The organism is Streptomyces sp. NPDC048521 (assembly GCF_043199855.1).
Lineage (GTDB): Bacteria > Actinomycetota > Actinomycetes > Streptomycetales > Streptomycetaceae > Streptomyces.
The window spans coordinates 204,140-229,003 of record NZ_JBICWR010000014.1 but is presented as its reverse complement, the minus strand read 5'-3'; the positions used below and the strand labels follow the sequence as shown (position 1 = coordinate 229,003).

The 24,864-nt window shown below is 71.1% G+C and carries 26 protein-coding genes; 16 read left to right on the top strand and 10 right to left on the bottom strand.

Annotation, left to right across the window (positions count from 1 at the left end; genetic code table 11):
- Positions 1 to 48: 48 nt before the first annotated feature.
- The 4 genes from ACGFRF_RS29485 to ACGFRF_RS29470 form a co-directional block, all read right to left on the bottom strand.
- Positions 49 to 627, bottom strand: coding sequence for a TerD family protein (locus ACGFRF_RS29485; protein ID WP_393745029.1), 579 nt, complete (start codon positions 625 to 627; stop codon positions 49 to 51).
- A 106-nt stretch (positions 628 to 733) separates the two neighbouring features.
- The gene (locus ACGFRF_RS29480) at positions 734 to 1,309 is read right to left on the bottom strand and encodes a calcium homeostasis/redox stress adaptation protein (protein WP_393745027.1); all 576 of its coding nucleotides are present in this window, start codon (positions 1,307 to 1,309) and stop codon (positions 734 to 736) included.
- Between the two features lie 136 nt (positions 1,310 to 1,445).
- The gene (locus ACGFRF_RS29475) at positions 1,446 to 1,904 is read right to left on the bottom strand and encodes a peroxiredoxin (RefSeq protein WP_393745025.1); all 459 of its coding nucleotides are present in this window, start codon (positions 1,902 to 1,904) and stop codon (positions 1,446 to 1,448) included.
- 136 nt (positions 1,905 to 2,040) lie between these two features.
- A complete protein-coding gene (locus ACGFRF_RS29470; protein WP_356937851.1) occupies positions 2,041 to 2,481 on the bottom strand; it encodes a DUF3052 domain-containing protein in 441 nt (146 codons plus the stop codon).
- A 418-nt stretch (positions 2,482 to 2,899) separates the two neighbouring features.
- Here ACGFRF_RS29470 and aceE point away from each other — a divergent pair, with 418 nt between their 5' ends.
- From aceE to ACGFRF_RS29455, 3 genes are all read left to right on the top strand, one after another.
- Entirely contained in the window at positions 2,900 to 5,647 is a 2,748-nt protein-coding gene (gene aceE, locus ACGFRF_RS29465; protein ID WP_393745023.1) for a pyruvate dehydrogenase (acetyl-transferring), homodimeric type, read from the top strand.
- Between the two features lie 77 nt (positions 5,648 to 5,724).
- A complete protein-coding gene (locus tag ACGFRF_RS29460) occupies positions 5,725 to 6,465 on the top strand; it encodes a potassium channel family protein (RefSeq protein WP_393745021.1) in 741 nt (246 codons plus the stop codon).
- A complete protein-coding gene (locus ACGFRF_RS29455; RefSeq protein WP_393745019.1) occupies positions 6,462 to 6,599 on the top strand; it encodes a hypothetical protein in 138 nt (45 codons plus the stop codon). Before ACGFRF_RS29460 ends, ACGFRF_RS29455 begins: the two co-directional genes overlap by 4 nt.
- On the opposite strand, the gene ACGFRF_RS29450 is transcribed toward ACGFRF_RS29455, so the two are convergent.
- The gene (locus ACGFRF_RS29450) at positions 6,584 to 6,889 is read right to left on the bottom strand and encodes a small hydrophobic protein (protein ID WP_393745017.1); all 306 of its coding nucleotides are present in this window, start codon (positions 6,887 to 6,889) and stop codon (positions 6,584 to 6,586) included. The two genes, ACGFRF_RS29455 and ACGFRF_RS29450, sit on opposite strands and share 16 nt — an antisense overlap.
- 239 nt (positions 6,890 to 7,128) lie before the next feature.
- Complete coding sequence (locus tag ACGFRF_RS29445; RefSeq protein WP_393745015.1) at positions 7,129 to 8,748, bottom strand: MFS transporter; 1,620 nt, start codon at positions 8,746 to 8,748, stop codon at positions 7,129 to 7,131.
- 113 nt (positions 8,749 to 8,861) lie between these two features.
- Here ACGFRF_RS29445 and ACGFRF_RS29440 point away from each other — a divergent pair, with 113 nt between their 5' ends.
- The 3 genes from ACGFRF_RS29440 (at position 8,862) to ACGFRF_RS29430 (ending at position 11,757) form a co-directional block, all read left to right on the top strand.
- Positions 8,862 to 9,488 (top strand): TetR family transcriptional regulator, encoded by a 627-nt coding sequence (locus ACGFRF_RS29440; RefSeq protein ID WP_393745013.1) that lies wholly within the window; start codon positions 8,862 to 8,864, stop codon positions 9,486 to 9,488.
- 139 nt (positions 9,489 to 9,627) lie between these two features.
- Positions 9,628 to 10,845, top strand: coding sequence for an alpha/beta hydrolase (locus ACGFRF_RS29435; protein WP_393745011.1), 1,218 nt, complete (start codon positions 9,628 to 9,630; stop codon positions 10,843 to 10,845).
- Positions 10,846 to 10,911: 66 nt separating this feature from the next.
- Positions 10,912 to 11,757, top strand: coding sequence for a DUF4429 domain-containing protein (locus ACGFRF_RS29430; protein WP_393745009.1), 846 nt, complete (start codon positions 10,912 to 10,914; stop codon positions 11,755 to 11,757).
- Positions 11,758 to 11,767: 10 nt separating this feature from the next.
- Here the strand turns inward: ACGFRF_RS29430 and ACGFRF_RS29425 are convergent, their stop codons facing one another.
- The gene (locus ACGFRF_RS29425) at positions 11,768 to 12,232 is read right to left on the bottom strand and encodes a MerR family transcriptional regulator (protein WP_393745007.1); all 465 of its coding nucleotides are present in this window, start codon (positions 12,230 to 12,232) and stop codon (positions 11,768 to 11,770) included.
- Between the two features lie 98 nt (positions 12,233 to 12,330).
- On the opposite strand from ACGFRF_RS29425, the gene ACGFRF_RS29420 reads away from it, so the two are divergent.
- The 3 genes from ACGFRF_RS29420 (at position 12,331) to ACGFRF_RS29410 (ending at position 15,660) form a co-directional block, all read left to right on the top strand.
- A complete protein-coding gene (locus tag ACGFRF_RS29420; protein WP_393745005.1) occupies positions 12,331 to 12,804 on the top strand; it encodes a GNAT family N-acetyltransferase in 474 nt (157 codons plus the stop codon).
- A 19-nt stretch (positions 12,805 to 12,823) separates the two neighbouring features.
- The gene (locus ACGFRF_RS29415) at positions 12,824 to 13,651 is read left to right on the top strand and encodes a serine hydrolase domain-containing protein (RefSeq protein WP_393745003.1); all 828 of its coding nucleotides are present in this window, start codon (positions 12,824 to 12,826) and stop codon (positions 13,649 to 13,651) included.
- Positions 13,652 to 13,713: 62 nt separating this feature from the next.
- Entirely contained in the window at positions 13,714 to 15,660 is a 1,947-nt protein-coding gene (locus ACGFRF_RS29410; RefSeq protein WP_393745001.1) for a serine/threonine-protein kinase, read from the top strand.
- Between the two features lie 16 nt (positions 15,661 to 15,676).
- Here the strand turns inward: ACGFRF_RS29410 and ACGFRF_RS29405 are convergent, their stop codons facing one another.
- Positions 15,677 to 16,330, bottom strand: a complete 654-nt coding sequence (locus ACGFRF_RS29405) for a pirin family protein (protein ID WP_393745132.1) — start codon at positions 16,328 to 16,330, stop codon at positions 15,677 to 15,679.
- 212 nt (positions 16,331 to 16,542) lie between these two features.
- On the opposite strand from ACGFRF_RS29405, the gene ACGFRF_RS29400 reads away from it, so the two are divergent.
- The 5 genes from ACGFRF_RS29400 (at position 16,543) to fabF (ending at position 21,509) form a co-directional block, all read left to right on the top strand.
- Entirely contained in the window at positions 16,543 to 17,748 is a 1,206-nt protein-coding gene (locus ACGFRF_RS29400; protein WP_393744999.1) for a PucR family transcriptional regulator, read from the top strand.
- An 89-nt stretch (positions 17,749 to 17,837) separates the two neighbouring features.
- Positions 17,838 to 18,764, top strand: a complete 927-nt coding sequence (locus ACGFRF_RS29395; RefSeq protein ID WP_393744998.1) for an ACP S-malonyltransferase — start codon at positions 17,838 to 17,840, stop codon at positions 18,762 to 18,764.
- A gap of 10 nt (positions 18,765 to 18,774) precedes the next feature.
- Entirely contained in the window at positions 18,775 to 19,806 is a 1,032-nt protein-coding gene (locus ACGFRF_RS29390) for a ketoacyl-ACP synthase III (RefSeq protein WP_393744996.1), read from the top strand.
- Between the two features lie 106 nt (positions 19,807 to 19,912).
- Entirely contained in the window at positions 19,913 to 20,161 is a 249-nt protein-coding gene (locus ACGFRF_RS29385; RefSeq protein ID WP_133921367.1) for an acyl carrier protein, read from the top strand.
- 85 nt (positions 20,162 to 20,246) lie between these two features.
- A complete protein-coding gene (fabF, locus tag ACGFRF_RS29380; protein ID WP_393744994.1) occupies positions 20,247 to 21,509 on the top strand; it encodes a beta-ketoacyl-ACP synthase II in 1,263 nt (420 codons plus the stop codon).
- 56 nt (positions 21,510 to 21,565) lie between these two features.
- Here the strand turns inward: fabF and ACGFRF_RS29375 are convergent, their stop codons facing one another.
- Entirely contained in the window at positions 21,566 to 22,060 is a 495-nt protein-coding gene (locus tag ACGFRF_RS29375; protein ID WP_393744992.1) for a DUF3145 domain-containing protein, read from the bottom strand.
- A 277-nt stretch (positions 22,061 to 22,337) separates the two neighbouring features.
- Between ACGFRF_RS29375 and ACGFRF_RS29370 the strand changes: the two genes are divergently transcribed.
- The gene (locus tag ACGFRF_RS29370; protein ID WP_393744990.1) at positions 22,338 to 23,231 is read left to right on the top strand and encodes an SGNH/GDSL hydrolase family protein; all 894 of its coding nucleotides are present in this window, start codon (positions 22,338 to 22,340) and stop codon (positions 23,229 to 23,231) included.
- A 26-nt stretch (positions 23,232 to 23,257) separates the two neighbouring features.
- Entirely contained in the window at positions 23,258 to 24,241 is a 984-nt protein-coding gene (locus ACGFRF_RS29365; RefSeq protein ID WP_393744988.1) for an aldose epimerase family protein, read from the top strand.
- Positions 24,242 to 24,259: 18 nt separating this feature from the next.
- Here ACGFRF_RS29365 and ACGFRF_RS29360 read toward each other — a convergent pair.
- Positions 24,260 to 24,864 (bottom strand): tetratricopeptide repeat protein (locus tag ACGFRF_RS29360; protein WP_393744986.1); only part of this gene is annotated, 605 nt, incomplete at its 5' end.

Below are 24,864 nucleotides of genomic sequence, written 5' to 3'. Positions count from 1 at the left end.
GCAACCCTCATGGAAAAGCCACGGCACAGGCCCATGCGGGGGGCTCGGCTACGAGACGCTCACCCCGAAGTCGAGGGCGATGCCCCGCAGACCCGACGCGTACCCCTGCCCGACGGCACGGAACTTCCACTCGCCCTGGTAGCGGTACAGCTCGCCGAAGATCATGGCGGTCTCGGTGGAGGCGTCCTCGCTGAGGTCGTAGCGGGCCAGCTCCTGGCCGTCGGCCTGGTTGACCACGCGGATGAAGGCGTTGGAGACCTGGCCGAAAGTCTGGCCTCGCTCGTCCGCCATGTGGATCGAGACCGGGAAGATGATCTTCTCGCACTGCGGCGGCACCTTGGCGAGGTCCACCAGGATGGACTCGTCGTCGCCCTCGCCCTCACCGGTGAGGTTGTCACCGGTGTGCTCCACGGAACCGTCGGGGCTCTTGAGCTGGTTGTAGAACACGAACCACTCGTCGCCCATCACCCGGTTGCCGCTGCCGCACAGCAGCGCGCTGGCGTCCAGGTCGAAGGGAGCGCCGGTGGTGGACCGGGCGTCCCAGCCGAGGCCGATCAGGACGTTGGTGAGGTTCGGTGCGGCCTTGGAGAGGGAGACGTTGCCTCCCTTGGCGAGCGTGACGCCCATGATGCTGGTCCTCCCCTAGTGGTGCTTCCCTGGTTGTCCTGCGCGTCCGGCGCCGCCCGTAAACGGTGCGGCGCCGGACGGTAGGGGCGTCGGAACCCTGCCGGGATCAGACGTTGACGCCGAAGTCCTGCGCGATGCCGCGCAGGCCGGAGGCATAGCCCTGGCCGATGGCGCGGAACTTCCACTCCGCGCCGTGCCGGTACAGCTCGCCGAAGACCATGGCGGTCTCGGTGGAGGCGTCCTCACTCAGGTCGTACCGGGCGATCTCCTGTCCGCCGGCCTGGTTCACGACGCGGATGAACGCGTTGCGGACCTGGCCGAAGGACTGCTGGCGGTTCTCGGCGTCGTAGATCGACACCGGGAAGACGATCTTCTCGACGTCGGCCGGGACGCCTGCCAGGTCGACCTTGATCTGCTCGTCGTCGCCCTCGCCCTCACCGGTGATGTTGTCACCGGTGTGCTCGACCGAGCCGTCGGGGCTCTTGAGGTTGTTGAAGAAGATGAAGTGCTGGTCGCTCCCGACCTTGCCGGAGTTGTTCAGCAGCAGCGCGCTGGCGTCGAGGTCGAAGTCCGTGCCGGTGGTGGTGCGCACGTCCCAGCCCAGACCGACGATGACGGCGGTCAGGCCCGGGGCCTCCTTCGTCAGCGATACGTTGCCGCCCTTGCTGAGGCTGACTCCCACGGGTCCTCCATGTGGTGTCCAGGGGCGGGGAGCCCCGTCGTGCTTCGGATATGGGATCAACGTGCCGATCCTAGTGACGGGTTCCCGCGTCCCGCAGACCCTGGAGCGGGAGAAACAGGTGTCGACCACGGTCGGCTCAGAGGGTGTCGAGCGCCTTCACATACTCGTTCAGGTCACGGGCGTCCGGAAGGCCGTTGACCACGGTCCACCGCACGACGCCCTCCTTGTCGATGATGAAGGTGCCGCGGACGGCGCAGCCCTTGTCCTCGTCGAAGACGCCGTACGCGCGCGAGACCTCGCCGTGCGGCCAGAAGTCGCTCAGCAGCGGGTACTCCAGGCCCTCCTGCTCGGCGAAGACGCGCAGGGTGTGGATGGAGTCGTTGGAGACGGCGAGCAGCTGGGTGTCGCGGTCCGCGAATTTCGGCAGGTTGTCCCGCAGCTCGCACAGCTCGCCGGTGCACACGCCGGTGAAGGCGAAGGGGTAGAAGAGGAGCACCACGTTCTTCTCGCCGCGGAAGTCGGAGAGCTTCACGGTGCGGCCGTGGTTGTCCTTGAGCTCGAAGTCGGGAGCCTTCTCGCCGACCTGGATCGCCATCGTCGTGCATCCCTTCGGTGGGCTGTTCGGGTCAGAGCACAGCAAAGCGCTCGGCTCCACCCTACGCAGCGGTCACCGCAGCCTTCCGGACGGGCCGAGCGATCTCGGCCCGTCCGGTGCTGAGGGACGAGACGGCTTACCTCTTGCCGGACTTCGCGGCCTTGGGCGTCGCCAGACGCGAGCCGCTCCAGTCCTTGCCCACACTGACGCTCTTCGACGCCGTGAGGCCGGCCGTCGTGGCGGCGTCCTGGATGTCGCTGGGCTCCACGTACCCCGAACGGCCGGTCTTCGGCGTCAGGAGCAGGATCGCGCCGCCCTCCTCGATGTACGTGGTGGCATCCACCAGCGCATCCGTCAGGTCGCCGTCGTCGTCACGGAACCACAGCACAACGGCGTCGGCCACGTCGTCGTAGTCCTCGTCCATGAGGTCGCCTTGGACAGCTTCCTCGATGGCCTCGCGGAGCTCCTGATCGACGTCGTCGTCGTAGCCGATCTCCTGGACCACCTGCCCGGGCTGGAACCCCAGCCTGGCGGCAGGGTTCGTCCGCTCCTCCGCGTGGTCCGCGGTCGCGCTCACGGGGTGCCTCCTGATCATGTCTTGATGAATATCTCAGCCACGCGCGTGCGCGAAGCATTGGCCGTAGTCCACACGTGCGGGACGGATCGCGCAAGTACCCGGCCCTCGGGACCGCCGAAACGGTGACGATCCCGGCCGTGTCGCCGCAACTCCTGGCACCGTATCCCGATTCCGCGGGACTCACATCACACCGATGTGCCCGGTTTGCGAGGTTCGGAATCATCCACTGTCGCGCATCTCGAACAACTTTGCCAAGCGCGTCACACGCCGGGCGTATCGTTGCGTTTTGACCAGACCTGCGCCCCGGTTACCCCGGGGTAGAGATGACGTACGTCTTCCCGAGGTACACGATGGGGAACGGTGCAGGCACGAGTACGAAGCTCCAGAAGAAGCGGCCCTCCGACAGGTAAGGAACAGCGTGGCTTCCGGATCCGATCGCAACCCGATCATCATTGGCGGCCTTCCGAGTCAGGTTCCTGACTTCGATCCCGAAGAGACCCAGGAGTGGCTCGACTCCCTCGACGCCGCCGTCGACGAGCGCGGCCGGGAGCGGGCCCGCTATCTCATGCTCCGCCTGATCGAGCGGGCCCGCGAGAGGCGCGTGGCCGTGCCCGAGATGCGCAGCACGGACTACGTCAACACGATCCCCACCAAGAGCGAGCCGTTCTTCCCGGGCAACGAGGACGTCGAGCGCCGGATCCTGAACGCGACCCGCTGGAACGCGGCCGTGATGGTCTCGCGCGCCCAGCGCCCCGGCATCGGCGTCGGCGGCCACATCGCCACGTTCGCCTCCTCCGCCTCGCTGTACGACGTCGGCTTCAACCACTTCTTCCGCGGCAAGGACGAGGGCGACGGCGGCGACCAGGTCTTCTTCCAGGGCCACGCCTCCCCCGGCATCTACGCGCGCGCGTACCTGCTCGACCGGCTCACCGAGAACCAGCTCGACGGCTTCCGCCAGGAGAAGTCGAAGTACCCCGAGGGCCTGTCCAGCTACCCGCACCCGCGCTCGATGCCGGACTTCTGGGAGTTCCCGACGGTCTCCATGGGCCTCGGCCCGCTCGGCGCGATCTACCAGGCGCGGATGAACCGCTACATGGAGGCGCGCGGCATCGCGGACACCTCCAAGTCCCACGTGTGGGCGTTCCTCGGCGACGGCGAGATGGACGAGCCCGAATCACTCGGCCAGCTCACCCTGGCCGCCCGGGAGGGCCTGGACAACCTGACCTTCGTGGTCAACTGCAACCTGCAGCGGCTCGACGGACCGGTGCGAGGCAACGGCAAGATCATCCAGGAGCTGGAGTCGGTCTTCCGGGGCGCCGGCTGGAACGTGATCAAGCTGATCTGGGACCGCTCGTGGGACCCGCTGCTCGCCCAGGACCGCGACGGCGTCCTCGTCAACAAGATGAACACGACCCCGGACGGGCAGTTCCAGACCTACGCCACCGAGTCCGGCGCCTACATCCGCGAGCACTTCTTCGGCGAGGACCACCGGCTGCGCGCGATGGTCGAGAACATGAGCGACCACCAGATCCTGATGCTGGGCCGTGGCGGACACGACCACCGCAAGATCTACGCGGCGTACAAGGCGGCCAAGGAGCACAAGGGCCAGCCGACGGTCATCCTGGCCAAGACGGTCAAGGGCTGGACGCTGGGCCCGAACTTCGAGGGCCGCAACGCCACGCACCAGATGAAGAAGCTGACGGTCGACGACCTCAAGCGCTTCCGGGACCGCCTGCACCTGCCGATCTCCGACAAGGAGCTGGAGTCCGGCCTGCCGCCGTACTACCACCCGGGCCGGGACTCGGAGGAGATCCAGTACATGCACGACCGGCGCAAGGGGCTCGGCGGTTACGTCCCGACCCGCGTCGTGCGCTCCGAGCCGCTCGCCCTGCCGGACGACAAGGCGTACGCGACCGTGAAGAAGGGAACGGGCCAGCAGTCCATCGCCACGACGATGGCGTTCGTGCGCCTTCTCAAGGACCTCATGCGGGACAAGGAGATCGGCAAGCGGTTCGTGCTGATCGCACCCGACGAGTACCGCACGTTCGGCATGGACTCCTTCTTCCCGAGCGCGAAGATCTACAACCCGCTCGGCCAGCAGTACGAGGCGGTGGACCGCGATCTGCTCCTGGCCTACAAGGAGTCGCCGACCGGCCAGATGCTGCACGACGGCATCTCCGAGGCGGGTTGCACGGCCTCGCTGATCGCGGCCGGCTCGGCGTACGCCACGCACGGCGAGCCGCTGATCCCGGTGTACGTCTTCTACTCGATGTTCGGTTTCCAGCGCACCGGAGACCAGTTCTGGCAGATGGCCGACCAGCTGGCGCGCGGTTTCGTCCTGGGCGCGACCGCCGGTCGTACGACCCTGACGGGTGAAGGTCTGCAGCACGCGGACGGCCACTCGCAGCTGCTCGCCTCGACCAACCCGGCGTGCGTGGCGTACGACCCGGCGTACGCCTACGAGATCGCGCACATCGTGCAGGACGGTCTGCGCCGTATGTACGGCAGCTCGCCCGAGCACCCGCACGGCGAGGACGTCTTCTTCTACCTGACCGTCTACAACGAGCCCATCCAGCACCCGGCCGAGCCGGCGGACGTGGACGTCGAGGGCATCGTCCGGGGCGTCCACAGGATCAGCGCGGGCACCGGCGGATCGATCCCGGCGCAGATCATGGCGTCCGGGGTCGCGGTTCCGTGGGCGCTGGAGGCGCAGAAGGCCCTCGCCGAGGAGTGGAACGTCAAGGCGGACGTGTGGTCCGCGACCTCCTGGAACGAGCTGCGCCGCGAGGCCGTGGAGTGCGAGGAGCACAACCTGCTGCATCCGGAGGAGGAGCAGCGGGTGCCCTACGTGACGCGGAAGCTCAGCGGGTCCGAGGGTCCGTTCGTGGCCGTGTCCGACTGGATGCGATCGGTCCCGGACCAGATCGCGCGGTGGGTGCCCGGCACCTACCAGTCCCTCGGCGCCGACGGCTTCGGCTTCGCCGACACCCGGGGCGCGGCGCGCCGCTTCTTCCACATCGACGCCCAGTCGATCGTGGTCGCGGTGCTGACCGAGCTGGCGCGCGAGGGCAAGGTCGACCGGTCCGTGCTGAAGCAGGCCATCGACCGGTACCAGCTGCTGGACGTCTCGGCGGCGGACCCGGGGGCCGCGGGCGGCGACGCGTAGCCCGCGCCCCTTGGGGCTCATCAGGGCGGTGGAGGTTGATCCTCCACCGCCCTTACGCTTTCTTTACGATTGCGGTCATGGAACAACTGTCGGCCCAGGCGAGGTGGGAGCGGCACACCCAACGGCCCCTGCTCGCGCTGGCGGTGGCGTTCGCGGTCGCGTACGCGGTGCCGATCGTGGACGGATCCGCGGGCTACTCGCTGACGGCCGCCTGCACGGGCGTCGAGTGGGTGGTGTGGGGGGCGTTCGCGGTGGACTACGTGGTACGACTGGCCCTCGCGCCCCGGCGCAAGGAGTTCGTACGGCGGCACTGGCTCGACCTGTGCGCCGTGGTGCTGCCGCTCCTGCAGCCGCTGCGGCTGCTGCGGCTGGTGTCGACGCTGCTGCTGGTGGGGCGGCGGGCGCGGATGGCTCCGCAGATCCGGCTGACCACGTACGTCGTCGGTTCCGTGGTGGGGCTGCTGATGTTCGGGTCGCTGGCGGTGCTGTCCGTGGAGCGGGACTCACCCCACGGGAACATCCGGACGCTGGGTGACGCGGTGTGGTGGTCGTTCACGACGATGACGACCGTGGGGTACGGGGACCACGCGCCGACGACCGGTCTCGGGCGGATGATCGCGGTCGGCCTGATGCTGTCGGGGATCGCGCTGCTGGGTGTGGTGACCGCGAACATCGCCGCGTGGTTCATCGCGCGGTTCGAGAAGGACGACGTGGAGGAGCGCCGGCAGACGGAGGCGATCGCTTCCCTGGCCGAGGAGGTTCGCCTGCTGCGGGCGGAGGTGGCCCGGTTGGCCCAGCGACAGGAACAGCGGCGTTGACCTCGACATCCGGCGCCGTGGCCGGGCGGCCCCCGAAGGGGCGCGGGGAACTGCGCGACCAGCCCCCGCGCGTCCGCGGCCGCTGGGCGGGCCCCTGCGCGACGGCGAGCGCCGTCGGCTACAGCAGGCCGTGACTCCAGGTGGCCGCGCCCGCCAGGGCGACGACGGCCAGCAACGTGTCGATGGCCCCCAGGATCAGGGCCACCAGAGCCGGCACGTTGCGGTCGTTGGACCACCTGCGGCCCATGGACTGCCAGCCGCAGAACATAGCGACCGGGCCGAGGACGATGCCCAGCGCGAAGAAGCCGGCCACCGCGCAGATGGCTCCGATGATCCCGAGCGTCGCACGGTCCGGCCCGGTCCGTTGCCACGTCCGGCCACGTGACCGGGGGTACCCGCGCGTTCCGTGCCCGAAGCCTGCCATCATCAACTCCCCGAGACTCATGGACAGTTCGGCTTCGGTGTGCGGGTACCCCGGTTCCGCCGGGGCAGACCTGCGCGCGCTGCCCCCCTCCAGCAGCGCGCGCCACGGCCCGCCGTCCTCCCATGCCCTGCGGAGGACTTGACCCACTGTGACCTGCGGCGCGCGCCGAGCGCGAGGAATCTTTAGCGGAGTCACCCTGATAGGCGAACTCCGCCCGTGAGCAGGCAGGAGACCGCGGGTCAGATGTGGCCCATGCCCGCGCCCGCCTCCGCGTTCGCCCCCCGCTTGGTGAGCAGCGCGACGAGGACGGCGACCGCCGCCACGCCCGCGGCGACCAGGGAGGCGAGGCTCATGCCGGAGATGAAGGTGTCGTGGGCCACCTGGGTGATCTTCGCGACGATCGGCTCCGGCGTGCCCTTGGCCACCGGGGCCACACCGACCTGGACCGCCTCGGAAGCCTGGTCCAGCTGAGCCGGGGGCAGCTTCGGCAGCCCCGCGTCGGCCCAGTTGCCGGGCAGGTCGCTGTCGACCTTGGAGGCCATCACGGCGCCCAGCACCGCGGTGCCGAGGCTGCCGCCGATCTGCATGGCCGCCTGCTGGAGACCGCCGGCGACACCGGACAGCTCCATCGGCGCGTTGCCGACGATGACCTCGGTGCCGCCGACCATGACCGGTGCGAGGCCGAGGCCGAGCAGGGCGAACCAGACGGACATCACGCCGCTGCCGGTGCCTGCGTCGAGCGTCGACATGCCGTACATGGCGATCGCGGTCACGGCCATGCCGCCGGCCAGCGGGACGCGGGGGCCGAGCTTGGTGATCCCGGCGCCCGCGAGCGGGGAGCCGACGATCATCATGCCGGTGAGCGGCAGCAGGTGCAGACCCGCGTCGATGGGGCTCATGCCGTGGACGTTCTGGAGATAGAACGTCACGAAGAACAGGCCGCCCAGGAAGGCGATGGCCATCAGGACCATCAGGACGACACCCGCGGACAGCGGGACCGAGCGGAACAGGCCCAGCGGGATCAGCGGTTCCGCGACCTTCGTCTCCCAGAGGGCGAAGAGGCCGAAGAGCACGACGGAGCCGACGATGAACAGCCATGTCCTGCCGTCGCCCCAGCCCCAGGCCGGCGCCTTGATGAGCGCCCACACCAGGCAGAACATCGCGCCGGAGAGCAGGGCGATGCCGGGCACGTCGAAGGAGCGCGGGGCGTTCTCGGCGCGGTGGTCCAGCAGGATCAGCAGGCCGAGCACGAGCGCGAGCACACCGACCGGCACGTTGATGAAGAACACCGACTGCCAGTTGACGTGCTCGACGAGGACGCCGCCGAGGATCGGGCCGCCGGCGGTGGACGCGCCGATCACCATGCCCCAGATGCCGATCGCCATGTTGAGCTTCTCGGCCGGGAAGGTGGCCCGCAGCAGGCCGAGCGCGGCCGGCATCAGCAGCGCGCCGAACAGGCCTTGGAAGACCCGGAACGTGACGACCACGGCGATGCTGTTCGACAGGCCGATGGCGCCGGAGGCCACGGCGAAGCCGACCACCCCGACGAGGAAGGTCTGCCGGTGGCCGAAGCGGTCACCGAGCTTGCCCGCGGTGATCAGGGTGACCGCGAGGGCGAGGAAGTAGGCGTTGGTGATCCACTGCACGTCGGAGAAGCTCGCGTGCAGGTCCTTCGCGATCGCCGGGTTGGCGATCGCCACGATGGTGCCGTCGAGGGCCACCATCATGACCCCTACGGCGACGGTGAGCAGAGTGAGCCACGGATGGCCGCGCAGCCCCGCGGCCGGGGTCGGCTCGGAGGGGGCCGCCGGTGCCTTGCCCCCCGGCCCGGTGGCGTCGATGGCGGTCTGACTAGTCATACCGTCGAGGCTAGTGACAGCCACTGACAATTGACAAACCAATTCACAAGTCGGTAACTGACAGGACACCGGCACATAGGCTGAACTGGTGGAACGTTCACGGAAGAGAGGCCATGGAGACGCTGCGTGAGCGCAAGAAGCGGCGTACCCGGGAAGCACTGCTGCGGGCCGCCCTCGAACTGTTCACCACCCAGGGGTACGAGCACACGACCGTCGACGAGATAGCCGAGGCCGCCGACGTCTCGCAGCGCACCTTCTTCCGCTACTTCGCCGGCAAGGAGGACGCCGCCTTCGCGGTCCAGGCGACGACGGAGGCGCGCTTCGTGGCGGCGGTGCGCGCCCGCCCGCCGCACGAGGCGCCGATGGAGGCCCTGCGGCAGGCGATGATGCAGGGCTGGGACGCGATCCGGGAGACCGTCGAGTCGGCCGTCCCGGTCGAGCTGTACCTGCGCATGTACCGGACCATCGAGTCGACGCCCGCGCTGCTCGCCGCCCATCTGCGCCGCTCGGCCGCCACCGAGGAGACGATCGCGCGGCTGCTGGCCGAACGGGAGGGCGTCGACGTGGACACCGACCCGCGGCCGCGGCTGGCCGTGGCCGTGTTCGGCGGGGTGATAAGGGTCACCGAACGGCAGTGGAGCACGGGCGAGGACGTCAGCCTGGAGGCGATGCGCGCACTCACCGCGTCGCACCTCGATCAGGTGGGTTCCGCGCTCACCGGGAACTGGCGCAGCACCTGAGGCCGTTGGCAAGGCGTCTCCGAGATCGGCCGACCGGACGTCCGGTGGATCGCCGGCAAAGCGTTCGGCGCTCACCAAAACGTGATCCCTGTCACTCGGTTACCTCGAGACCCTCCCGTTCTCCTAGTGTGTCCTCCCAGTGACTTCCTTCGACACCTCCCCGCAACTCAACGTCTGGCGCGCACTGCTGGCACTGGCCGTGGTGTTCGTGATGCTCGCGACCACCGGCTGGACCGCCCTGCGCAGTCAGCGGGAGTCGACAGCTCTGCAGGCCTCGCTCGCCAAGTGGGAGCACGGCCGCCTCCACGGCCTTCCCCTGCCGGACCCCGCGTCCGACCCGACGCGGCTCACCCGTTTCTTCGCCTCGCTCACCCACAAGGACCGCGACCGTCTCGCCCACCGCTACCCGCTCGCGGTCGGCAACATGAACGGCGCCCCCGCCACCCTGCGCTACAAGGCCAACCACATCGCGTTGGAGCAGGCACGCAAGGTCGAGAAGAAACGCATGCACGACAGCCGGCTCAGCGTGGCCGGACAGCAGGACGCGGGCCGGCGCATGAGCCGCTACGCGTCCCTGCTGGACCCCGCCCGGCACATCCTGGCCTTCGACCCCCAGGGCTCGGGCCGGGTCGCCGAGGTGTTCGGCAGCCTCGACCGGGCGGAGCGGATCTCGGTGGTGGTCCCCGGTGTCGACACCGATCTGCTCACCTTCCAGCGGACGTCCCGCAAGTACAGCGCCCCGGTCGGCATGGCGAAGGCGCTGTACGCGGCCGAGCGCGCGGCGAGCCCCACGACCCGTGCGGCCGTGATCGCCTGGGCCGACTACACCTCCCCCGACGGGCTCGGCGTGGACGCGGCCACCGGACTGCGCGCCGAGGAGGGCGCCGTACGGCTGAACGGCCTGCTGCGGGCCCTGCCCGGCCGCGCCCGGGTGGCGCTGGTCTGCCACAGCTACGGCTCCGTGGTCTGCGGGGTCGCCGCGCACGCCGTGCCGCGCCGGGTGACCGACATAGCGGTGGCCGCGAGCCCCGGCATGCGGGTCACCAAGGCGTCCCACCTGGGCACCACGGCCCGGGTGTGGGCCATGCGTGACGCCACCGACTGGATCCAGGACGTTCCGTACCTGGAGCTGGGCGGGCTCGGGCACGGGGCCGATCCGGTGTCCTCGGCGTTCGGCGCGCGGGTGCTGTCCGCGCGCGACGCGCAAGGACACGCCGGCTACTTCCAGCCGGGTACGGACAGCCTGCGCAACCTCGCCGAGGTCGGGGTGGGCGCGTACGACGCGGTGACGTGCGCTCGGGAGAACGATGCGTGCCGGGCCGGTCTGCCCGGCACCACGACGGCCGGACGCGCGTAGAAACAGCAGGAAGTGCGGTCTGCGCGGGTGGCGACGGAGGAGCACGTGCCGCATACGATGAGCCGCATGGGTGACGTACTGGCGGGTTTTCATGCCGTCTGGGAGTTCGAGTCCGACTCCGTGCTCATCCGCTACGAACGGGGGATTCGAACACCGAGGCTCTTCCAGGCGCTCGGGGAACGGCGTGTCCCGCTGTCCGCGATCGAGGACGTGACGCTCACGCCGGGCAAGCGGGGCACCGTCGCCCTGCACCTGGTGCCCCGCGCCGGCGCCGACCCGCTGATGGAGGCGGCGGCCGGTCAGCTCAAAGAGGGCTCCGACCCCTACCGGCTGGTCCTGCCCGCCGAGCGGGAGACCCTCGCCGAGTACTACGCCGACGAGGTGAAGAGGCTGCTGACCGAGTCCGGCCCCTGCGAACGGCACCTGGTCGCGGCGCCCGAGGCGCCCCGGCAGTTCAAGGCGTACGACGGCAAGGCGTCCTTCGACGGCACGTCCGTGCAGTTCCGCTGGTCCTGGACCGGGGCGTCCTCGGCGAAGTGGAAGGCCGGCGACCAGAGCTTTCCGGTCGCCGACCTCAGCGGTGTGGAGTGGCGCTCGCCGGAGGTCTTCGAGGGCCATCTGCGGTTGCTTCCGCGGGAGCCCGGCTCCAGCAGGCCGACGCAGCCCGACCAGGACCCGGCATCGGTGGTCTTCGGGCTCGGGTACGGGCCGGTGCACGAGTCGCTGCCGTTCGCCGCGGCGGTGCTTGCGGCGGTGCGGACCCGGCCGACGCAGGCGGTGCCGGTGCCGGCCCGTCGTGATCCCGCCGACATCGCCGAGCGGATCCGGCACCTCGGCGAGCTGCACCGGGCCGGGCTGGTGACGGATGACGAGTTCTCGTCGAAGAAGGCGGAGCTGCTGGCCGAGCTGTAGCGTCCGCCGTCTAGGACGTCACCGCCCCCGCCGAGTAGAAGCTGATCTTCCGGTCGAGGACGGCGAGGGTGTCATGGAGTTCCGCGATCCTGGCCAGGACGTCCCTGCGGGTCGACTCCAGCAGGTCCCGCCGCTCCGTGTACGTGGTCTCGCCCTCCCTCACCAGCTCCGCGTACCGGACCATGTCCGCCACCGGCATGCCGGTCAGCCGCAGCTTGGTCACGAAGTCCAGCCAGTCCAGGTCGCGGTTGCTGTAGCGGCGCTGGCCGGTGTGCGAGCGGTCGACGTGCGGCATCAGGCCGATCCGCTCGTACCAGCGCAGGGTGTGTGCGGTCAGGCCGGTGAACGCGACGACCTCGCTGATCGTGTAGCGGTCCTGGCCGTCGGGGCGTGGATGGCGCCGGGGCGGGGCGGAGCAGATGTCGGCGGGGGTCGTGGTGGTGGTGTCCGCTGGCGTGGTCTGCATCACCGTCATGCCTCCACGCTATGGCCTTCGAGTGCACTCCAAGCAAGCAGGACCCGGTCAAGAAATCGGCAGGACGCCGTCCGGGGCCGGTGATTACCGTGCGGCCCATGAGTCTTGTGCGCCGGGCCCTGCCCGCGGATGCCCCCGAAGTGCTGCGGCTGCGGCAGGTCATGATCGATGCGATGTTCGAGTCGGGGGGTGGCCCGACCGACTGGCACGCCGAGTCCCTGCCCACGCTCCGGGACCGGCTCGCCGAGGAGGACGGGGACTTCGTGGCCTTCGTCGTCGACCGTCCCGACCGGCCGGGGGCGCTGGCGGCGCTGGCGGCCGGCGCACTGGAGTACCGCATCGGCAGGACCGGCAACCCGCACGGGCGCGTCGGCCACGTCTTCAGTGTGGCGACCGACCCGGACGCCCGGCGGCGCGGCTACGCGCGCGCGTGCATGGAGGGACTGCTGGAGTGGTTCCGCGCGCGCGGCGCCCGGCAGGTCGACCTCAACGCGTCCGCGGCGGCCGAGCCGCTGTACGCCTCGCTGGGTTTCGTGCGCAAGCCCGACCCCTCGATGCGATTGGAGCTGTGAGCCGCATAGGCTCGCCGGCATGTCGTTGCAGAGCCTGGCGCTGATCGAGAACTGGCCCGTCCCCACCGCCGCGGCGGGCGTCGTACGAGCCGACGGGACCGTCCTGGGGACGCACGGACCCGTCGACCACCGCTTCCCGCTCGCCTCGGTCACCAAGCCGTTGGCGGCCTACGCGGCGCTCGTCGCGTACGAGGAGGGCGCGATCGAGCTGGACGAGCCCGCCGGTCCGCCCGGGTCGACGGTGCGCCATCTGCTCGCGCACACCTCCGGGCTGGCCTTCGACGAGCACCGGGTGACGGCCCCGCCCGGGGAGCGCCGGCTCTACTCCAACGCCGGGTTCGAGCAGCTCGGGGACCACATCGCCAAGGCGACGGAGATCCCCTTCGCCGAGTACCTGCGGCAGGCCGTGCTGGAGCCGCTGGGGATGACCGCGACGTCGCTGGACGGCTCGCCGGCCAAGGACGGTGTCTCGACGGTGGCGGATCTGCTGCGGTTCGCGGCCGAGGTGCAGGCGCCGCGGCTGCTGGACCCGCGCACGGTGGCGGAGGCGATGACCGTGCAGTACCCGGGCACCAAGGGGGTGCTGCCGGGGTACGGCCACCAGAACCCGAACGACTGGGGGCTCGGTTTCGAGATCCGCGCCGCCAAGTCGCCGCACTGGACGGGCGGTTCGTCGTCGCCTCGCACCTTCGGGCACTTCGGGCAGTCCGGTACGTTCGTGTGGATCGACCCGGACGCCGGGCTGGCCGCGGTCGCGCTCACGGACCGGTCGTTCGGGCCCTGGGCGGTCGAGGCGTGGCCGGTCCTCACGGACGCGCTGCTTCGGGAGTCACGCGGCGTACGGTGAGCCCTGTCCGATAACCTCCCCCGTGCACAACGAGATTCGGGCACAGGCATCGGGGGAGAGTGATGGGCGGGCTTCAGGGCGACGGCCAGTTCCGGCCGTTGGAGAGCGGTGACCCACAGGCGGTGGCGGGCTACCGGCTCGCGGCGCGCCTCGGTTCGGGCGGCATGGGCACGGTGTACCTGTCGTACACCCCCGGAGGGCATCCGATCGCCCTCAAGACGATCCGGCCGGAGCTGAGCGAGGACCCGGAGTTCCGCCGCAGGTTCCGGCAGGAGGTGCAGGCCGCGCAGCGCGTGCAGGGCTTCTACACCGCGCCGGTCATCGACTACGACACCGAGGGCGAACGGCCCTGGCTGGCCACCGCCTACGTGCCCGGCCCCTCGCTGGCCGCGGCCGTCGCCGAGCACGGCCCGCTCCCGGTGCCCACGCTCCTGCTGCTCGTCGCGGGCGTGGCGGAGGCGCTGTCGGTCATCCACGGCGCGGGCATCGTGCACCGCGACCTGAAGCCGTCCAACGTGCTGCTGGCCGGCGACGGCCCCCGCGTCATCGACTTCGGCATCGCGCGGGCCACCGACGCCACGGCCCTCACCGGTACCGGCGTCTCCATCGGCACCCCCGCCTTCATGTCGCCGGAACAGGCCGCCGGCAAGGAGATCACGCCCGCCTCGGACGTGTTCGCGCTCGGCCAGGTCGCCGCGTTCGCGGCCCGCGGCGCCGGCGCGTACGGCGACGGGCCCTCGCACGCCGTGCTGTACCGCATCGTCCACGAGGAACCCGACCTCACCGGCCTGCCGGACGCGCTCGGCTTCGTCGCCCGCTGCCTGGCGAAGAACCCGGCGGACCGCCCGTCCCCGGCCGAGGTCATCGCGCTGTGCCAGGAGGCGTCGCCCGGCGGGCTGCGCCAGTCCGGCGAGTGGCTGCCGGAGGCGATCGGCACGCAGATCACCCGGCGTGTCTCGGCATCCGCCGCGCTGGCGGCCCAGCCCGCCCCACCCACCCAGGCGCCGCCGGCGACCGCGCCCGTCACCCACGCCGCCGGGGCGGTACCGCCGCCACCGGCGACCGCGCCCGTGACCCAGCCGGCCACCGCGATACCGGCACCGCCGGCCACGCCGCCCGCGGGCCACCCCACCGCGGCGGTACCGGCACCGCCGCCGACCGCGCCGGTGACCCGGGTCGACCAGCCGGCGCCGCACGCGATGCCGACGGCGGCCGCGCCGCACACCGCGCCGACCGCGGCCGCACCGCACACACCGGCGCCGCCGCGGTCGTACGACCCGCCGGCCGCCGCTTCCCCGGCCGCTCCCTGGCCCGGGGCACAGCCGCAGACCCAGCCGCAGCCGCCGTCCCAGCCCCGGCCGCGGCGCAAGAACCGGGTCGGGGTGATCGCCGCGGTCGTCGTGGCGGCGGTCCTGGCCGGCGGGGGCGGCGCCTTCTACCTGAGCACGCTCGGCGACGACACGAAGGACAAGGCCACCGGCAACTCCGCGAAGGGCTCGGCCGCGCACGGCGCGAGCTCCGACTCGAGCTCGGCCTCCGGCTCCGGCTCGGACACCGGCTCCGGCAGCCCTTCGGCCCGGCCCGACCCCGAGCCGATCACCTTCAAGGGCATCGACATCCCGATGAACTACTACGTGCGGTTCGCGGACTCGCCGCCCAAGCCGCTGTACGACGACACCGGCGCCCGGTACGTCGACGACGCCGACCTCTTCTACGAGACCAACGGCTTCGGCGACGAGAAGGTCCTCGGCAGCAGCGGCGAGAAGATCGTCCTGCTGAACAACGCGCAGCAGGGCTCGCTCGACACGTGCCGGGCCGAGACCCGGTACGCGCAGGAGGCCAAGCTCTCCCAGCTGTCCCGGGGTTCCCAGCTGTGCGTGCACACCACGTCCGGCCACATCGCCCTGGTCACCTTCCAGGGCACCGCCCCCAAGTCCGACCTCGGCGACTACATGACGGTGGACATCACGGTGTGGCGGAACGCCGAGGAGCCCGAGACCGTGGAGTGAGCGGCCGCAGCACCGGTCAGCGGGTCAGCTCCCACAGCAGCAGCTCGGCCGCTGTGACCCCCTCCACCTGAAGGTCCGTCGCCCCGGTGATCCGCGCGGAGTCACCGGGGCGCAGGTCCTCGCCGGCCAGCCGTACGTCCCCGCGCACCACGTGCGCGTAGACGTACGCGGCGTCCGGCACGGCGGCGCGCTCCCCCGGTGCCAGGCGGCGTACGTGCAGCAGGGCGCCGGCCGCGGGGACGGCGTACGGCGTGGAGTCGGCGATGCCGGGGACCAGTGCGTAGGACGGGGTGCCGCCGGGCGTCAGCGGGGCCAGCCAGATCTGTACGAAGGTCAGCGGGGCGCCGGCGTCGTTGCGTTCGACGTGCCGGACGCCGGCCGCCGCGCTGAGGTGCTGGAGGTCGCCGGGGCGGACGGTCGTCTCGTGACCGGTGGAGTCCCGGTGGGTCAGCTCGCCCTCGACCACCCAGGTCACGATCTCGGTGTGGCTGTGCGGGTGTTCGTCGAAGCCTGCGCCGGGGGCGAGCCGCTCCTCGTTGCAGGCGATCAGCGCACCGAAGCGCAGGTTGTCCGGGTCGTAGTGCGGGCCGAAGGAGAAGGCGTGGCGGGAGGCGATGCCGCTCTCCGGGTCCCCTCCGCGATAGCGCTCGTCGGCGCGCCGTACGTCCATCACGGGCACCACGGTAGCCGCCGGGGGGCGCCCACCCGCCGGGCCGGGTGGGACCGGGTCCACGGCGGCCGGTCGTGGGCAGGCGGCGGAGCCGCACCTCGGCACGGGCCCGCCCACTGCGAGCGCGCGGCCGACGCACCGGCGAGGTCGCGGTACCGGCAAGCACGACCCGGCGGCGCACCCCGGCGTCCCGATAAGGCAGTCTTGTCCCCGTGCCCGAACCCGAATCCCACCGCATCGATCCCGCAGCACACGTCGTCCACCCGCACGCCCCGACCCTGAGGCGACTGGAGAAGTCCTCCGGGAGGCTGGCCGCGCAGGCCATCGCGCGCATGGACGAGACCCTGCCGTGGTACCGGGCCATGCCCCCGGAGAACCGTTCCTGGATCGGGCTCGTGGCCCAGGCGGGCATCGCGGCCTTCACCGAGTGGTTCCGGCACCCGGACGCCCCGCAGGCGATCTCCACGGACGTCTTCGGGACCGCGCCGCGCGAGCTGACCCGGGCCATCACGCTGCGGCAGACCGTGGAGATGGTGCGCACCACCATCGAGGTCATGGAGAGCGCCATCGACGAGGTGGCCGCGCCCGGCGACGAGAGCGTGCTGCGCGAGGCACTGCTCGTGTACGCCCGCGAGATCGCCTTCGCCACCGCCCAGGTCTACGCCCAGGCCGCCGAGGCACGGGGTGCCTGGGACGCGCGGCTGGAGTCGCTGGTGGTGAACGCGGTGCTCAGCGGGGAGGCCGACGAGGGGGCCGTCAGCCGGGCCGCCGCGCTCGGCTGGAACTCGCCCGAGCATGTGTGCGTGGTGCTCGGGACCGCGCCCGACGGGGACAGCGAGCTGACCGTCGAGGCCATCCGGCGGGCCGCCCGGCACGCCAAGCTCCAGGTGCTCACCGGGGTCCTCGGCGCCCGGCTCGTGGTCATCGCCGGAGGCAGCGCCAATCCGCTCGCCGTGGCCAAGTCGCTGATCGGGCCGTACGCCGCCGGGCCGGTCGTCGCGGGGCCCGTCGTACCCGATCTGCTGGCCGCCACGCGGTCCGCGCAGGCCGCCGCCGCGGGGCTGAAGGCGTGTTCCGCCTGGCAGGACGCGCCGCGGCCGGTGCTGGCGGACGATCTGCTGCCGGAGCGGGCGATCGCGGGCGATCCGAGCGCCCGCGAACAGCTGGTGGAGGAGATCTACAGACCGCTGGAGGAAGCGGGCTCGGCGCTGCTGGAAACACTGAGTGTCTACCTGGAGCAGGCGAGCAGCCTGGAAGGCGCGGCGCGGATGCTCTTCGTTCACCCGAACACCGTGCGCTACCGGCTCCGACGTGTGACTGATGTCACCGGATGGTCGCCCTCCGATGTACGATCCGCGTTCACACTGCGGATCGCGCTCATCCTGGGGCGTCTGGCCGATGGTGAAGCCCAGGCATAGGGTTTTGTCGGGGGCCCACAAAACCCCTTCGTGTTCTTCGTCCCTGTCCCCACGGGCGGCCGTGCCCGTCCCCAAGAGAGAGTGTGAGAGTGCTCGTACTCGTCGCTCCCGGCCAGGGCGCCCAGACGCCCGGCTTCCTGACCCCTTGGCTCGACCTTCCCGGTGCCGCGGACCGCGTCGCCGCGTGGTCGGAGGCCATCGGCCTGGACCTCGTCCACTACGGCACCCAGGCCGACGCCGACGCCATCCGGGACACCGCGGTGGCCCAGCCGCTGCTGGTCGCCGCCGGAATCCTCTCCGCCGCGGCACTGGGTGACATGTCCGAGATCGCCCCGGGCGCGGTCGCCGGCCACAGCGTCGGTGAGATCACCGCCGCCACCTTCGCCGGGGTGCTGGACGACACCGCCGCGCTGCGCCTGGTCCGCAAGCGGGGTCTGGCCATGGCCGACGCCGCCGCGATCACCGAGACCGGCATGTCGGCACTGCTCGGCGGCGACCCCGAGACGTCGATCGCGCACCTGGAGAGGCTGGGCCTGACCCCGGCGAACATCAACGGCGCGGGCCAGATCGTCGCCGCCGGCACGCTGGAGCAGCTGGCCGCGCTGAACGAGGACAAGCCCGAGGGCGTGCGCAAGGTCGTCCCGCTGAAGGTCGCCGGCGCCTTCCACACCCACCACATGGCGCCCGCCGTCGAGACGCTGGCCAAGGTCGCCGTCGAGCTGACGCCCGCCGACCCGAAGGTCCCCTACGTCTCCAACCGGGACGGCCAGGCCGTCGCCACCGGCGCCGAGGTGCTGGAGCGGCTGGTCGGCCAGGTCGCCAACCCCGTGCGCTGGGACCGGTGCATGGAGACCTTCCAGGAGCTGGGTGTCACCGCGCTCGTCGAGGTGTGCCCGGGCGGCACCCTGACCGGCCTGGCCAAGCGGGCGCTGCCCGGCGTGCGGACGCTGGCCCTCAAGACCCCCGACGATCTCGACGCGGCCCGCGCGCTCATCTCCGAGCACGCAGGTGCCTAAGGAGCCGTACATGGCGAAGATCAGGCCCAGCAAGGGCGCCCCGTACGCGCGCATCCTCGGTGTCGGCGGCTACCGGCCGACCCGGGTGGTGCCCAACGAGGTGATCCTCGAGAAGATCGACTCGTCCGACGAGTGGATCCGCTCTCGCTCCGGCATCGAGACCCGGCACTGGGCGGGCCCCGAGGAGACCGTGGCCGCCATGGCCGTCGAGGCCTCCGGCAAGGCGATCGCGGACGCCGGTATCGACGCCGAGCAGATCGGCGCGGTGGTCGTCTCGACCGTCTCGCACTTCAGCCAGACCCCGGCCGTCGCCACCGAGATCGCGGACAAGCTGGGCACGAACAAGGCCGCCGCGTTCGACATCTCGGCCGGCTGCGCGGGCTTCGGCTACGGCCTGACCCTGGCCAAGGGCATGGTGGTGGAAGGTTCCGCCGAGTACGTGCTCGTCATCGGCGTGGAGCGGCTCAGCGACCTGACCGACCTGGAGGACCGGGCGACGGCCTTCCTGTTCGGCGACGGCGCCGGCGCGGTCGTCGTGGGCCCCGCGCAGGAGCCGGCGATCGGCCCGACCGTGTGGGGCTCCGAGGGCGACAAGTCGGAGACCATCAAGCAGACCGTCCCGTGGGACCGGTTCGCCATCGGCGACGTCTCCCAGCTGCCCCTGGACAGCCAGGGCAACGTCAAGTTCCCTGCGATCACGCAGGAGGGCCAGGCGGTGTTCCGCTGGGCCGTGTTCGAGATGGCGAAGGTCGCCCAGCAGGCGCTGGACGCGGCCGGGATCACCCCGGACGACCTGGACGTCTTCATCCCGCACCAGGCCAACGTGCGGATCATCGACTCGATGGTGAAGACGCTGAAGCTGCCGGAGCACGTCACGGTCGCCCGTGACATCCGCACCACCGGCAACACCTCGGCCGCCTCGATCCCGCTCGCGATGGAGCGGCTTCTGGCGACCGGGGAGGCGAAGAGTGGCGACACCGCGCTCGTCATCGGATTCGGGGCGGGTCTCGTCTACGCCGCCACGGTCGTTACCCTCCCCTAGGCACTCCGTGCCGGATCATGCGATCCGGTGCGGGAGCAGCACCACCTGCCGCTTGCGCGGCGGGCGCCGTAATACCGTCTGGAATATCGAAGAAGGAGCGCCTGACATGGCCGCCACTCAGGAAGAGATCGTCGCGGGTCTCGCCGAGATCGTGAACGAGATCGCCGGGATCCCCACCGAGGACGTCCAGCTGGACAAGTCCTTCACCGACGACCTGGACGTCGACTCGCTGTCCATGGTCGAGGTCGTCGTCGCCGCCGAGGAGCGCTTCGACGTGAAGATCCCGGACGAGGACGTCAAGAACCTGAAGACCGTTGGTGACGCCACCAACTACATCCTGAAGCACCAGGCCTGAGCCACCCTCGGTCCTGAAGGCTGAAAGGCCCCGCCACCCGGCGGTGGCGCCGTAGAATCCCGCATCCGTTGGAGAAAGAATTCCCGTGAGCCCGACCAATCGCACCGTGGTCGTCACCGGTATCGGCGCAACCACACCGCTGGGTGGCGACGCAGTTTCTACCTGGGAGGGCCTGGTCGCCGGCAAGTCCGGCGTCAGCCTCCTGCAGCAGGAGTGGGCGGCCGAGCTGCCGGTCCGTATCGCCGCGCAGATCGCCGTCGAGCCGGGCGAGATCATCCCCCGGCCGCAGGCCCGCAAGCTGGACCGGTCCGCGCAGTTCGCGCTGATCGCCGCTCAGGAGGCCTGGAAGGACGCCGGTTTCACCGCGAAGGCCGGTGAGGACTCGTCGGTCAACCCCGACCGTCTCGGTGCGGTGATCGCCTCCGGCATCGGCGGTGTGACGACGCTCCTGGACCAGTACGACGTGCTCAGGGAGAAGGGCGTACGCCGTGTCTCCCCGCACACCGTGCCGATGCTGATGCCCAACTCCCCGGCGGCCAACGTCGGGATCGAGCTGGGTGCCCGCGCCGGTGTGCACACCCCGGTCTCGGCCTGCGCCTCGGGCGCGGAGGCCATCGGGTACGCGATCGAGATGATCCGCACCGGGCGTGCGGACGTGGTCGTGGCCGGTGGCACCGAGGCCGCCATCCACCCGCTGCCCATCGCCGCGTTCGGCAACATGATGGCGATGTCCAAGAACAACGACGACCCGCAGGGCGCCTCGCGTCCCTACGACGCCGGCCGTGACGGCTTCGTGCTCGGTGAGGGCGCCGGTGTCATCGTGCTGGAGTCCGAGGAGCACGCGAAGGCCCGCGGCGCGCGGATCTACGCGGAGGCGGTCGGCCAGGGCATCTCGGCGGACGCCCACCACATCACGCAGCCGGAGCCGTCCGGCAACGGCATCGCGCACGCGCTGCAGAACCTGCTGGACAACACGGATCTCAAGCCGGCCGAGATCGTGCACGTGAACGCTCACGCCACGTCGACGCCGCAGGGTGACGTCGCCGAGATCAAGGCGCTGCGCAAGGTGTTCGGCGACGATGTCGACCACATGGCGATCTCCGCGACGAAGTCGATGACCGGTCACCTGCTCGGTGGTGCGGGCGGTATCGAGACCGTGGCGTCGATCCTGGCGCTGGTGAACCGTACGGCTCCGCCGACCATCAACGTGGACAACCTCGACCCGGAGGTGAACGCGGACGTGGTCGTGGGCGAGGCGCGTACCCTTCCCGAGGGTCGTATCGCCGCCCTGAACGACTCGTTCGGCTTCGGCGGTCACAACGTGGTCCTGGCGTTCCGGTCCGTCTGAGAACGCAAGTGAAGGGCCCCCACCAGCCGGTGGGGGCCCTTCCGCATGTCCTGTGCTCAGACCACCTGGTGCAGCCAGCGCACCGGTGCTCCTTCTCCCGCGTATCTGAACGGTTCCAGCTCGTCGTCCCACGGCTTGCCGAGGAGCTTGGAGAGCTCGGCCTCCAGGTCGGTCTCGCCTCGCTGGCTGCGCTGGAGCGCCGCGCGGAGGCGGTCCTCGGGGATCAGGATGTCGCCGTGGATGCCGGTGACGGCGTGGAAGATGCCGAGCTCGGGGGTGCAGCTGTAGCGCTCGCCCTCGGCGGTCGGGCAGGGTTCGGCGGTGACCTCGAAGCGCAGCAGGTGCCAGCCGCGCAGCGCCGAGGCGAGTTGGGAGGCCGTGCCGGGCTCGCCCTGCCAGGAGAACTCCGAGCGCCAGGTGCCGGGGGCCGCGGGCTGCCGGATCCAGTCGAGGTTGACGCGCGTGCCGAGCACCCCGGCGACGGCCCACTCGACGTGCGGGCACAGCGCGCGCGGCGCGGAGTGCACGTACAGAACTCCACGTGTCGTCACCGGAACCTCCGGGCAGAGCGGGACATCTTGCGGACTGGCTGGGCGGCAGTGGCACGACGGCCGCGTTGATGGCGAGGCTACCCTGCGGCGGGGCAAGGAGTGTGACGTACCGTCGGTCCCGGTGCCAGGAAACCGCCGCCATTCACCCAGGGGGACGCTTGTACGGGGGTGCTCCGTTCCGGCGGGCCCGGCCGGGAACCCTCACACGTTGTCATGGGAGGAAGCACCGAGGAAGCCCGAGGAAGCACCGGAGCCACGACGAGGGGATCACCAGGGGATGCGGAAGGGAAGCAGCCGTACGCGGGCGGCTCTTGCCGTCATGGCGGCCGCCGTGCTGGGCCTCGCCGGATGCGACGCCGTCGGCCGGGGTTCCCCGGCGCCGGAGGTCACCAAGGCACGGGCCGCGAAGCCCGCCCCGGTGTGGGACCGCAGCCCGGACTCGATCGCCGCGGTCGGCGACTCCATCACGCGCGGCTTCGACGCGTGCACGGTGCTGTCGGACTGCCCCGAGGTGTCGTGGGCGACGGGCAGCGACGCCGGGGTGGACAGTCTGGCGATGCGGCTGCTCGGGGTGACCGGGGCGGCGGAGCGCAGCTGGAACTACGCGGTGACCGGGGCCCGGATGGCGGACCTGCCGGAGCAGATGGCCCAGGCCGCCGCCCGCGACCCGGAGTTGGTGACGGTGATGGTCGGGGCGAACGACGCCTGCCGGGCGTCGGCGTCGGCGATGACGTCGGTCGCCGACTTCCGCGCGGACTTCGAGGAGGCGCTGAGCACGCTGCGTACGTCGCTGCCCAAGACGCAGGTGTACGTGGCGAGCGTGCCGAACCTCAAGCGGCTGTGGTCGCAGGGCCGGACCAACGCGCTGGGCAAGCAGGTGTGGAAACTCGGGATCTGCCCGTCGATGCTGGCCGACGCGGACGACCTGACCAGCGCGGCGAGCCTGCGCCGGGACCAGGTGCAGCAGCGGGTGGTGGAGTACAACACGGTGCTGAAGGAGGTCTGCGCCAAGGACCGCCGCTGCCGCTTCGACGGCAACGCGGTCTACGACTACCACTTCGGCACCGACCAGCTCAGCCACTGGGACTGGTTCCACCCGAGCAAGGACGGCCAGGCCCGCCTCGCGTCGATCGCCTACCGGACGATCACCGCGCCCCGTCCGGTCGCCTAGAGCGCCGGTCGCCTAGGGTTTTCCACATGAGCGAACTTTTCAGCACACTTCCCGACGGCACCGGGGTCCATCGCTGGACGCTGGAGCGTGCCGGGACACGGGTGGAGATCCTGACGTACGGCGGGATCGTGCGGTCGGTCGAGGTCCCGGACCGCGAGGGGCGCCGGGCCGACGTGGTGCTGGGGTTCACGGGACTGGACGGTTATCTCGCGCATCCCGAGCCGTACCTCGGCGCCCTGGTCGGCCGGTACGCCAACCGGATCGCGGGCGCCCGCTTCCGGCTGGACGACCGGGTGTACGCGCTGGAGCCGAACAACGGGCCCAACTCCCTGCACGGCGGCCACCGCGGCTTCGACAAGCGGGTCTGGGACGCCGAGCCGGTCGAGCACGGGGTGCGGCTGAGCCGGGTGAGTGCGCACGGCGAGGAGGGCTTCCCGGGCCGGCTGAAGGTGTCGGCGACGTACACGCTGGACTCGTCCGGCGCGCTGCGGATCGCGTACGAGGCGGTGACGGACGCACCGACGGTGATCAATCTCACCAACCACAGCTACTTCAACCTGGCCGGCCACGACACGGGCAACGCCGGCGGGCACGAGCTGCGGCTCGCCGCGTCCCGGTTCACGCCGGTCGACGCGGACCTGATCCCGACCGGGGTGCTGGAGCACGTGTCCGGTTCCCGCTTCGACTTCCGCGAGGCCCGCAAGGTCGGCTCGGGCTACGACCACAACTTCGTCCTGGACAAGGGGGTCACCGACCACCCGGAGGAGGTGGCGGAGCTGTACGACCCGGCGTCCGGGCGGACCCTGACGGTGGCGACGACCGAGCCGGGCCTCCAGCTCTACACGGCCGACCACCTCTCGGCCCCGTTCGCGCCCGGCGACGGCATCGCCCTGGAGACCCAGCACTTCCCGGACTCCCCCAACCGGCCGCAGTTCCCCCGTACGGAACTGCGGCCGGGCGAGGTGTACCGCTCGGAGACGGTGTACGGCTTCGGCGTCCGCGGCCGCTGACGGCGCGCTCCCGCCTCCCTACAGGTCGTCGGAGAGCACGGGGTCCAGGACCTTCCGGCGGCGCCCCCAGCGCTTGGTCTCCGCCTGGATGTCGGCCGGCGCCGGCGGCGCCTCGTCCGAGGGCGCGAGCGCGTACACCTCCGCCTTCGGAGCCTGCTCCGCGGACGAGAAGGCAGCGGGGGCCGAGGAGCCGGAGGAGGCCGGGGGAGCGGCAGCGGCAGCGTCCATGAGAAGAGGCACCAGCCGATCGCCGTGCACCCTGGCGTCGCTCCTGGCATCGGTCCTGGCGTCGCCCTGGCCCCTGCCCTTGCGCACCCGCCACAGGCCCCGTGACTGCAGGGCGGTGCCGAGGTTGTTCAGGACCCGGCCCTCGTTGTCGCCGAGTTCCGTGAAGCGGGCGGCCGCCTGCTGATGGGCGTCGATGGCCTCGTCGAACCGCCGCACCTGCTGCAACGCCATGCCCAGGTTGTTCAGCGCCCGGCCCTCACCCTCGTTGTCGCCGAGTTCCGTGAAGCGGGCGGCCGCCTGCTGATGGGCGTCGATGGCCTCGTCGAACCGCCGCACCTGCTGCAACGCCGTCCCCAGATTGTTCAGCGCCCGGCCCTCACCGTCATGGTCCCCCA